The 267-nt window shown below is 44.2% G+C and carries 1 pseudogene; it reads left to right on the top strand.

Features of this window, described 5'->3' with window-relative positions:
* Nucleotides 1-187: 187 nt before the first annotated feature.
* A pseudogene (locus tag SB775_RS30090) lies at nucleotides 188-267 on the top strand (30S ribosomal protein S6); the annotation flags it as partial.

Below are 267 nucleotides of genomic sequence, written 5' to 3'. Positions count from 1 at the left end.
CGATGGTTTTATGCGGTTCCACAGGCAACACATCCCGAATTTTGATGCTTTCAGTATAGCGTAAATTACAACTTGCCGGAAGCCTGTGCGTATGCTACAATATGTTGATGTGAGTAATATTTATGATTGCTTGCTCCTTGCCCGCTGGAATCAGCAGGGCCCAAGTCCATAAGGAGGTGACAATACGATGAGAGAATATGAAGTAATGTACATTGTACGCCCGAACATTGAAGAGGACGCTAAGAAAGCTCTAGTTGAGCGTTTCAG

This window comes from Peribacillus sp. SIMBA_075, from assembly GCF_046534585.1.
Note: the sequence above shows the minus strand (reverse complement) of the source record. Positions and strands in the feature narration are given on the sequence as shown.